This is a genomic window from Streptomyces sp. NPDC015144, from assembly GCF_043079735.1.
GTDB lineage: Bacteria > Actinomycetota > Actinomycetes > Streptomycetales > Streptomycetaceae > Streptomyces.
On sequence record NZ_JBIBUU010000006.1, the window covers coordinates 365,855 to 376,026 of the forward strand.

A 10,172-nucleotide genomic window follows, 5' to 3' on the forward strand; every position below is an offset into this window, starting at 1 on the left:
GCCCTACGCGGGCCGGCAGACGCTGCGCTGCCGGCCCAGGCCGGAGATCTCGACCTCCATCACGTCGTCCGGGCCCAGGTAGGGGAAGCGGCCGGAGAGCGCCACGCCCTGCGGGGTACCGGTGTTGATGACGTCACCGGGCTCCAGCACCAGGTACTGCGACAGGTGGTGCACCAGATGCGCCACGCCGAAGATCATGTCCGCGGTGCGGGAGTCCTGCCGGGGCTCGCCGTTGACATGGCTGCGCAGCCGCAGGTCCTGCGGGTCGCCGGCCTCGTCGGCGGTCACCAGCACCGGACCCAGCGGGTTGAACGTGGCGCAGCTCTTCCCCTTGGACCACTGGCCGCCCGACTCCTCCAGCTGGAAGGCCCGTTCGGAGACGTCGTTGCTGACGGCGTAGCCCGCGATGTGCGCGGCCGCGTCGGCGGGGGAGTCCAGGTAGGAGGCGCGCCGCCCGATGACGACGGCCAGCTCCACCTCCCAGTCCGTCTTCTTCGAGCCGCGCGGGATCAGCACGTCGTCGTACGGGCCGACCACGGTGTTCGGCGACTTGTAGAAGAGGATCGGCTGCTCGGGCGGTTCGGCCCCGGACTCGGCGGCGTGCGCCGCGTAGTTCTGGCCGATGCAGAGCAGTGCGGAGGGGCGGGCCACCGGGGCGCCGATCCGCTCGCCGGTGATGTCGGTCTCCGGGAGCGCCGACACGTCGGGCACCAGGCCCGGGTCGTCCGCGAGGGCGGCGAGGAACGCGCCGTCGATGTCGCCGGTGATGCCGGACAGGTCGTAGTGGCGGCCTTCGGGGCCGACGAGGACCGGGCGTTCGTGGCCGGGCTCGCCGATGCGCATCAGTCGCATGTGCGGGGTTCTCCTGACGGGTACGGGGGAGGTCGGGGGCGGGGTCAGTGCAGGCGGGCGAGGGCCTCGGCGGTGACCGCGTGGAGCGGCGGCCGCCCGGCGAGCAGCCGCAGCACCTCGTCGGCGGCGCTCGCCCCGAGCCGCTGGCGGCACTCGACGGTGCCCGCCGCCTGGTGCGGGGTGAGCAGGACGTTGGGCAGGGCACGGAAGGGGTGGTCCGCCGGCAGCGGCTCCGCGTCGAAGACGTCGATGGCCGCGTCCAGCCGGCCCGTGGCCAGCTCGGCCAGGAGCGCGTCCTCGTCGACCAGCCACGACCGGGCGGTGTTCACCAGCCCGGCCCCGTCCGGCATCAGCGCCAGTCGGTCCGCGCCGAGCATCCGGTGCGTCGCCTCGGTCACCGGGGCGTGCACGGCCACGATCCGGCTGCGCCGCAGCAGGGTCTCCAGGGGCACCGGCTCCACCCCGAGCTCCCGGGCGTCCGCCGCGGAGAGGTACGGGTCGGTGACGGACACCCGCGCCCCCATGGCCCGCGCCAGGGCGATGTAGGCGCGGCCGGTGCGGGAGGCGCCGATCACCCCGATGTCGCTGCCGTGGATCTCGTGGCGCGGCGGGGCCTCGCTCGCGGCCGCCCAGTCGGCCCCGCCGCGCAGGGCGTGGTCGAAGCGGTGGACGCGGTGGAGCAGCGCGAGGGTGAACGCCAGGGCCACCTCGGCGACCGGGCGGGCCATCGCGTCCCCCGCCTGGGTGACCAGGACGCCCCGCTCGAACACCTCCTCGGCGACGTAGGGGGCGACCGCCGAACCGGTGTGCGCCACCAGCTCCAGCCGGCCGGCCGACGCCAGGAGCCCGGCGTCCACCTTCGGCGCCCCCCAGGCGGTGATCAGCGCCCGGGCCCCGGGCAGCGCGGCCGCGACCGCCGCCCGGTCGCGGTGGTCGTCCGGGACCACCAGCTCCGCCGCCCGCCCCAGCTCCGCCCACACCTCGGCGGTGAAGAGCTGCGCCCGCAGCCCCGGCGGTACGGCGACGACCACTCGGGGGCGGCCGGAGGGATCAGGAGAGCCAGTCATCGAGGTGCTCCGCGACGAAGGCGTCGTCGGTCAGCCAGGGGTAGGCGGCGGCCACCCGGTCGATCTCCTCGGCCTGCCCGGGGGAGAGCGTCTCGGCCGGGTCCAGACAGCGGATGTTCGCCAGCAGGCCCTGGCGGCGCAGCACCTCGTGGACCCCGGCGATGCAGCCGCGGAACGCGCCGCGCACGTCGAAGACCGCGCTGTTGGCGTCGGTCAGCTCGGGGCGCCGGGCCAGGCAGCGGACCATCGCCGCGTGGTCCCCGCCGCGCGCCCGGCGGACGTCCTCCAGGAGCGTGACCGCGGAGCCCGTCCACACCGCCCACTGGCCCAGCAGCCCGCCCGCGAACCAGCGCGGCGCGCCGCCGGCCGTCTCGTACGGGGTGAGCAGGTCGCCGATGATGTCGTCGTCGTTGCCGGTGTACAGCGCCACCTCGGCGGCGCGGTCGGCGGTGGCGACGGCCCGGATCACGTCGGCGGTGCGGTACCGGTCGAACGGGGCGATCTTCACGGCGACCGTGTTCGGCAGATCGGTGAACGAGGACCAGAAGCGCGGCGACAGGTACCGGCCGCCGACGGCCTCCTGGAGGTAGAAGCCGATCACCGGCAGGACCTCGCCGACCGCCCGCGCCCGCTCCAGCAGGCCCTTCTCGTCGGCGCCGGGCACGGCCGGGCTGAGCAGCACCGCGTCGTACCCCAGCTCGGCCGCGGTCTCCGCCTCCGCCACCGCCTGCGCGGTGTAGCCGCAGGCCCCGGCGACCTTGACGAACGGGCGGCCGGCCTCGGCGTCGATCGTCTCGGCGGCCAGTTCCAGCACCGGCCGGAACAGGCCGACCGAGGGCTCGCGGATCTCGAACTGGGTGGTGTGGACGGCGACGGCGGCGCCGCCCGCGCCGGAGGCCAGGTAGTAGCGGGTCAGCGCGCGCTGGCGGCGCTCGTCGAAGGAGCCGTCGTCGTGCAGGGCGAGCGGGTGGGCGGGGATCACCGCACCCTGGGCGAGGGCGTCGAGGGCGGGGGTCCGCACGGGGGAGGGAGTGGACATGGGGTGGATCAGAACCTTCCGTCGCGGACCTGGAACTTGGTGGGCTTGCCGGAGAGCGGCAGCCCGCGGCGCAGCCAGTCGGCCTGCCACTCGACGAGGGTGCGCAGCGTCACGTCCGGGTAGCCGAACAGGGCGTGGCAGCGGCTCGCGTCGGAGAGCAGCGCGGTCGGCGCCTCCTGGCCGGCGAGGACCGGCTCGGTGCCGAACTCCTCGCCGAACCACTGGGCGAGGCGGCGTACGGACGCGGTCTCGGGGCCGGTGAGGTTGAGGGTGAACGCCTCGCCGTCGGTGGCGTGCAGCAGCGAGCGCAGGGCGACCTCGTTGGCGTATCCCTGCCACACCACGTTGGCGTGACCGGTCGTCACGTCGACGGGCTCGCCGGTGTGCACCCGGTGCGCGATGTCGGCGAGGACGCCGTAGCGCAGGTCGACCGCGTAGTTGAGCCGGATGTTGGCGACCCGGGTGCCCCGGGTCAGTGCCGCGTGGCCGAAGATCCGCTCCCGGCCCAGGCACGACATGGCGTACTCGCCGACCGGGCCGACCGGGTCGGACTCGGTGCAGCCGCCGGAGGCGACCGGCACCAGCGGGTAGACGTTCCCGGTGGAGAACGCGGCGATCCGCGCGTCCGACCAGCGGCGTGCCACCCGGTCCGGCATGGCGGCGTTGACCGCCCAGGCGTGCGAGGGGGCGCCGGCGGAGCCGAACTTGGCGCCGACCATGAAGACGACGTTCCCGGCGTCGGGCAGCGCCGCCAGGTCGGCGGCCGGGTCCATCAGGTCGAAGGCGACGGTGCGTACCCCGGCGGCCTCCAGCTCCTCGGCGGCGGTCCGGTCCGACCAGCGGGAGACCGCGTACACGGTCACGTCCGCGCGGCCCGCGGCGTCCAGCGCGCGCCGGGCGAGCCGGCAGAGGCTGGGGCCCATCTTGCCGCCCGCGCCGAGCACCAGCAGATCGCCTTCGAGGCGGCCGAGGTCGGCGACGAGCGCGGGGGAGGGGGTGGCGAGCCGCTCTTCGAGCGCGGCCTCATCGGTGAACATGAGTGACTATCCCTTGATTCCGGACGCGGTGACGCCCTCGGTGAAGTAGCGCTGGCCCACCATGTACGCGGCGAAGATGGGCACGAACGCGATGACGGAGCCGGAGAGCACCACGTTGAGCGGCACGTTCTGCTGCTGGAGCGAGGCGATGCCGACCGTCAGGGTGCGCATGTCGGTGGACTGGCCGATGACCAGCGGCCACAGGAAGTCGTTCCAGTGCCACAGGAAGACGAAGACGCCGAGCGTGGCGAGGATCGGCTTCAGCAGCGGCAGCACGATCCGGTAGAAGATCTGCCACTCGTTGCAGCCGTCGAGCCGGGCCGCCTCGAACAGCTCGTCCGGCAGCCCCTGGATGAACTGCCGCATCAGGAACACCGCCTGGGCGTTGGCCAGGGTCGGCACGATCAGACCCCAGTACGTGTCCACGCCGCCCAGCTTCGCGATCATCGCGAAGGTCGGGATCATCGTGACGTGGTACGGCACCATCACCATCGACAGGAACGACCAGAACATCGTCTCCCGGCCCGGGAAGCGCTTCTTGGCGAAGGCGTATCCGGCGAGCGAGGCGAGCAGCAGCACGCCGATGACCGAGACGACCGAGTAGAGCAGCGTGTTGACCAGCCAGCGCGGCACGTCCTGGGCGTTCATGACGGTGTCGTACGCCTCGCCGCTGAGCGGCCACGGCACCAGGCTGCCGGGGAACTCGACGGCGGCGGACGGCTTCAGGGAGAGCACGACCATCGCGTAGAACGGGAAGATCGTGACGAGCGCGGCCACCGTCAGCAGGACGGCGCGCCCGATCCGGCCGGCCCGGGTGGGCCGCATGCCGTGCGGGACGGTCTCCCGGTCGGCGAGCTTGCGCAGCCTGCGTTCGGCGCGGCGGGCGGCCCGGTCCGGGGTCTTCGGGGCCGGCGCGGCGGGCGGGGCCTCCGGGGTGGCGGGTGCTGCGGTCATGGTCACTGGTCCTTCCCGATCACGAGCCGCTGGATCACCGCGACCACCACGGTCAGCGCGAAGAGCGCGACGCCGATGGCGGAGGCGTAACCCAGGTCGAAGTACTTGAAGCCCGCGTCGTAGAGCTGGAAGACGAGCGTGTAGCTGGCGTTGGCGGGGCCGCCGCCGGTCATCGTGTAGACCGCGTCGAAGACCTGGAAGGAGGCCGTCGTCTCGATCACGGCGAGGAAGAACAGCGCGGGCTTGAGCTGCGGCAGCACGATGTACCGGAACCGCTGCCAGGCCCCCGCCCCGTCGGTGAGGGCCGCCTCCTCCAGCTCCCGGGGGATGTCCTGCATCCGGGCCAGCAGGATCAGCATCCCGTAGCCGAACCGGGACCAGACGCCCACCACCGCGAGCGCGGGCAGCACCAGCACGTCGTCGGAGAGCCAGGAGCCCTCGGACATCCCGAACCAGCCCATCAGGGTGGACCAGGGGCCGCCGGTCGAGAAGATCCAGACGAAGACGGTGGCGGCGAGCACCAGCGAGGTGACCACCGGCAGGAAGAACACCGAGCGGAAGAACTTGGCGCCGCGGAACGCGCGGCGGGTGATCAGGGCCAGCGACACCGAGGCGATCAGCGTGCCCGGCACCGCGAGGACCGTGTAGAGCACGGTGACCTTCAGCGCCTGCCAGAACAGCGGGTCGTCCCAGAGCCGGGTGAAGTTGTCCAGCCCGATGAAGCTGCCGCCCCCGGTGAGGGTGTAGTCGGTGAAGCTCATCAGCACCCCGGCGATGCCCGGACCGAACCGGAACGCCAGGAAGAGCAGGAAGCAGGGGAGGACGAAGAGCAGGCCGATCCGGGCCTCGCGGCGCGCCTGCGGCCCGCTGCGACGGCCCCGGCGGGTGGGTTCCGCGACGACTGCCACGGGGATCTCCTTGCGGTACGGGGGAATTGCGGGGGGTCGGGGTGGGGTGCCCCGGGGTGGGTGCGGGGGCCGGTCCGGGTGCGGCCGGACCGGCCCCCGCACCGGCCTTTAGCGGCCGAGCATCGCCTGGGCGGCCTTCTGCGCGGCGTTCAGCGCCTCCTGCGGGCTCTTTTTGCCCAGCAGCGCCGCCTGGATCTCCGGGGCGAGGACGCCCTGGACCTCGCGCGCCTTGTCGTGCAGCGGGCCCACGGTCATGCTCGGCAGGGTGGCGCCGACGGCCGCCTGGAGGGCGTTGCCGGGGTAGAGGTCGCCGGCGGACTTGCGGGCCGGGAAGTAGCCCGCCTCCTTCTCCAGGCCGGCCGCGTTCTTCGCCTCGGCGACGAAGTTCAGCCAGTCGCCGGTGTTCTTCTTGTCGGCGCCCTTGAGCATCGAGAGCGCGCCGACCGTGCCGTAGCCGACCGACTCGACGTCCTTCAGCGGCGGCTGGACGACGATGTTCTCCTTGCCCCAGAACGGTTCCACGTCGGTCGGGGTGTTCTGCCAGGTGCAGGCCACCTTGCCCTTGGCGGTCGGGGTCTGCTCCAGCTTGGGCGTGGTGGTGACCAGGTCCTTGTCGGTGTAGCCGCCGTCGACGAGCTTCTTCAGGTACGTCAGGGCCTTGACGCCGGCCGCGTCGTTGAAGGTGACGGTCTTGCCGTCCTCGGAGAAGACGTCGCCGCCCGCCTGCCACAGCAGCGGGTAGAACGTCGAGTTCAGGGTCTGCTGGGTGTCGCCGCTGTAGCTGGTGGCGTAGTAGCCCTTCGCCTTCAGCTTGGGGGCGAGCGCCTCCAGGTCCGACCAGCTCGTCGGGTAGTTCTTCTCGCCGATCGCGGTGAACACCCGCTTGTCGCAGATCAGCGGGTTGGCGCTGGTCAGCACCGGGACGCCGAGCGCCTTGCCGTCGGCGGTGACGGAGGTCAGCGCGAAGTCGGTGTAGTCCGACTTGGCGTCGGCCGGCATGTACTCGTCGGCCGGGACGATGCTCTTGGCGTACTTCGGCAGCTGGTCGGGGATGAGGTAGACCGCGTCCGGGCCCTTGCCGGAGGCGATCGCGGTGGCCAGGGCGGTGTCTCGGTTGGCCCAGGGGAAGGTCTCCACCTTCACCTCGACGCCCTCGTGGTCCTTCTCGAACGCCTTGATCAGACCGTCCCAGTAGGCCTTGTTCTTGGCCTCGTCGAAGATGACCGGGTAGGTCCACATGGTGACGGTGTTGCCGTCGCCGTCGCTGCTGGAACAGCCGGCCAGCACCCCGGCGGCGAGCGCGGTGGCCACCACGGGGGCGGCGACGGCGCGGACTCTGGAACGGCGGGTGAGGAGACGGGACATGAGGTGGTCCTCCGAGGACGTGAGGGTGGGGCGGGGAAGAGGGGGAGTCACTGCGCCGGAACCGTCTGGACGGTGCCGGTGTGCCGGGCGCGTTCGGCGGCGAAGGCCGCGAGATGGCTGCCGAGCGAGGTGGCCGGACCGGAGCGGACCGCCCCGGCGTCACCGGTGGCGACGGCGGTGACGAACGCCTCGACGAGCGCGGCGTCCCCGCCACCGTGCCCGTCCGCCGCGTTCGAACCGGACGCGCCGAGTTCATGGACGGTGGTGGCGCCGGTCCGGAAGTCCTGCACCGTGACCCGCTCGCCGTCGCCGATCAGCCAGCCGTGCGAGCCGAAGATCCGGGTCTGGCGATGGGTCTGCTCGGTGAACGCCACCATCTGGAAGGTCGCGGTCACCCCGCCGGTCAGCGTCATGGCCAGGACCTGGTGGTCGACCACGTCGTTGTCGCTCCGGTACGCGCAGACCCCGTACGGGCCCTCGCGCAGCGCCTGGACGAGACCGGCCTCGTCCTTCGCCCCGGTGACATGGGTGACCGGCCAGACCGCGCCCTTCTCGCGCAGCGTCGGCATGTACAGCTTCAGCGCGCTGTACGGGCAGCCGTCCTCGACCGCACAGTCGAGGCAGCGTTCGGCGGATCCGGCCGGGGCGTTCTCCGGGCGGAAGTGCTTCAGCCCGCCGAAGCTGGACACCTGCTCGATCCGGCCGCCCATGACGTAGGTGATCCAGTCGAGGTCGTGGCAGGACTTGGCGAGCAGCATCGGGGAGGAGTCCTTCTCGCTGCGCCACGGTCCGCGCACATAGCTGTGCGCGTAGTGCCACCAGCCGACCGGCTCCAGGTGGTCGAGGGAGACCAGCTGCCCGAGCACACCGGAGTCCACGACCTCCTTCACCAGGTCGGTGTACGGGGTGTACCGCATGACGTGGCACACCGCGAAGAGGACCCCGGCCCGCTCGACCCCCTCGACGATCCGCCGGGTCTCCTCCTCGGTCGGGGCGAGGGGCTTCTCGGTGAGGATCGCGTATCCGGCCTCGGCCAGGGCCAGTACCGGTTCCAGGTGGAAGCGGTCCTGGGTGGCGACGACGACGGCGTCGGCGATCCGGTTCTCGACCAGCGGGCGCCAGTCGTCGAACTCGACGGGGGCGCCGGCGGCGGCCCGCGCCGCGGGGCGGGGGTCGGCGACGGCGACCAGTTCGGCGCGCTCGGGGTGCGCCTTGATCCACTCGGCGTACGTCAGTCCGCGGTTGCCGGCGCCGACGAGCGCGACCCGTACGGGCCGGCCGGTGATCGGGGTATGCGTGGACACGGGGAATCCCTGGTGCTCGATGGGGTGAGTCAGATGCGCAGCGTGGCCGCGCTGTGGGCGACGCGCTCGCCCTCGTCCGGCATCGCGGTCCGCTCGGTGCCGTCCTCGACACAGCCGGTGTGCAGCAGGTGGCCGCCTCCGGTGAAGGCCGCGGGCCGCAGTTCGAGCCGGCCGCCGGTGAAGGTGGAGCCGGTGGCCCGGTAGCGGTTGGTGCCCTCGGTGACCAGGACGTGGGCGGTGCCCTTGGGGGCGGTCGAGTCGAGACCGGACAGCTGCCAGTCGACGGTGCGTCCGCCGCCGGTGCGCGCGAGCAGGGCGCCGTCCTTGTTGGTGCCCTTGAGCAGGGTGCCGTCGACGCGCAGCCGCTGGTCCTTGTCGGAGGCCAGCTTGATCCCGGTGTCGCGGAGTTCGCCGCCCAGCACGGTGACGTCGGTGTGCTTGACGGTGACGGGGGCGGTGTCCTTGGAGCCGGTGAGCACGCACTGGTCCAGGACGAGCGGCCCGGTGCCGTTGAACACCGCGCCGTCGACGCCCTTCAGCGTGGAGCGCTGGACGGTCAGCGGGGCGGTGACGTTGGCCTGGGTGATCTCCGCGCCGGCCGCGAAGGCGAACGAGGAGTCCGCGATCACATTGGGCCGGGCCGACAGGTCCGAGGCCCGGGAGACGATCAGCGGACCGGTGGCGGTGCAGCCGCGCATCTGGACACCGTCGGCGTTGACCCAGAGCATCCCTGAGCCGGAGAGCGACTTCTTGCCGATGACCAGCACGTCCTCCAGGGTCAGATCGGTGATCTTGACCCGGGCCACGAACCAGGAGCAGGCGTGCCGGCGTACGGTGATCCGCTTCGCCCGGCCGCCCCAGGCGGCACCGGAGTTGGCGAAGGTCATCAGACCGGAGTTGCCGGTGTAGACCAGGTCGTGCTCGAACTGGCCGTGCGTCACGAACGGGCCCTCGTCGTCGCCGTCACCGTGGCAGTTGGTGACGTAGCAGTAGGCCGACGCCGTGAAGTCGTTGAGGTGGCGGGCGTTGGAGGTGTGGCAGTCCTCGACGTGCCCGTACAGGCAGTAGATCTGCTGGGTGAGGTAGCCCGCACCGCCGTAGGTGACCGACTTGGGGTTGGTCAGCGAGCACTGCTCGGTGCGGTAGTAGGTGCACCAGCGGCGCATCACGACCGGCCAGAAGGTGCCGATCGCCTCGATGCCGGAGACGTCGCAGCGCACCGCGTACTCGTAGGCGACCGGGTGCGAGCCGGTCATCTCGTCGTCGCCCCAGCCCTCGAAGACCATGTTGCGGACGTGGGCGCGGTCGACGGGCTCGACGCGGGTCCAGGTCAGGGTGCGGCCCGCGGCCAGGTCCCAGCCGATCTGGTAGTTGACCCGGATGCGCTGTCCGTCGACGACGTCGGTGACCTGGACGAGCCGCTGGATCTCCTTCTCGTACTTCCCCGCCAGGGCGTTGATCTCCACCGCCCACCACTGGCCGACGGCGAACTTCGAGGAGTCACCGACCTCGAAGAGGTCCGACAGGTCCGGCATCGCCGCGCCCAGGGTGTGGCTGAGGGTGGTGTCGGTGACGGTGCCGCGGAAGGAGAGGACGGCGCCGAAGGGGTTGTCGTGGGTGTTCTTCTCGATGTTCTCGGTGCGTAT

General features: G+C 72.1%; 9 protein-coding genes. All 9 read right to left on the bottom strand.

Annotated elements, in window-relative coordinates:
- Positions 1 to 3: 3 nt before the first annotated feature.
- A complete protein-coding gene (locus ACF08W_RS14135; RefSeq protein ID WP_352277369.1) occupies positions 4 to 852 on the bottom strand; it encodes a fumarylacetoacetate hydrolase family protein in 849 nt (282 codons plus the stop codon).
- 44 nt (positions 853 to 896) lie between these two features.
- Positions 897 to 1,919, bottom strand: coding sequence for a hydroxyacid dehydrogenase (locus ACF08W_RS14140; RefSeq protein WP_392279360.1), 1,023 nt, complete (start codon positions 1,917 to 1,919; stop codon positions 897 to 899).
- Positions 1,903 to 2,958 carry a dihydrodipicolinate synthase family protein gene (locus ACF08W_RS14145; RefSeq protein WP_385210951.1) on the bottom strand — a complete coding sequence of 352 codons (1,056 nt, stop codon included), beginning with the start codon at positions 2,956 to 2,958 and terminating at the stop codon, positions 1,903 to 1,905. Before ACF08W_RS14145 ends, ACF08W_RS14140 begins: the two co-directional genes overlap by 17 nt.
- Positions 2,959 to 2,966: 8 nt before the next feature.
- The gene (locus ACF08W_RS14150) at positions 2,967 to 3,995 is read right to left on the bottom strand and encodes an NAD-dependent epimerase/dehydratase family protein (RefSeq protein WP_352277366.1); all 1,029 of its coding nucleotides are present in this window, start codon (positions 3,993 to 3,995) and stop codon (positions 2,967 to 2,969) included.
- A gap of 6 nt (positions 3,996 to 4,001) precedes the next feature.
- Complete coding sequence (locus ACF08W_RS14155) at positions 4,002 to 4,949, bottom strand: carbohydrate ABC transporter permease (RefSeq protein ID WP_392279361.1); 948 nt, start codon at positions 4,947 to 4,949, stop codon at positions 4,002 to 4,004.
- Positions 4,950 to 4,951: 2 nt separating this feature from the next.
- A complete protein-coding gene (locus tag ACF08W_RS14160) occupies positions 4,952 to 5,857 on the bottom strand; it encodes a sugar ABC transporter permease (protein ID WP_352277363.1) in 906 nt (301 codons plus the stop codon).
- 108 nt (positions 5,858 to 5,965) lie between these two features.
- Positions 5,966 to 7,222: an extracellular solute-binding protein gene (locus ACF08W_RS14165; RefSeq protein ID WP_352277362.1), complete on the bottom strand. Its 1,257-nt coding sequence runs from the start codon at positions 7,220 to 7,222 to the stop codon at positions 5,966 to 5,968.
- Between the two features lie 47 nt (positions 7,223 to 7,269).
- On the bottom strand, positions 7,270 to 8,526 hold the full coding sequence (locus tag ACF08W_RS14170; RefSeq protein ID WP_392279362.1) for a Gfo/Idh/MocA family protein: 1,257 nt from the start codon (positions 8,524 to 8,526) through the stop codon (positions 7,270 to 7,272).
- Between the two features lie 29 nt (positions 8,527 to 8,555).
- Positions 8,556 to 10,172, bottom strand: a 1,617-nt coding sequence (locus ACF08W_RS14175; protein WP_392279363.1) for a peptidase C14, incomplete at its 5' end; no start/stop codon positions are given.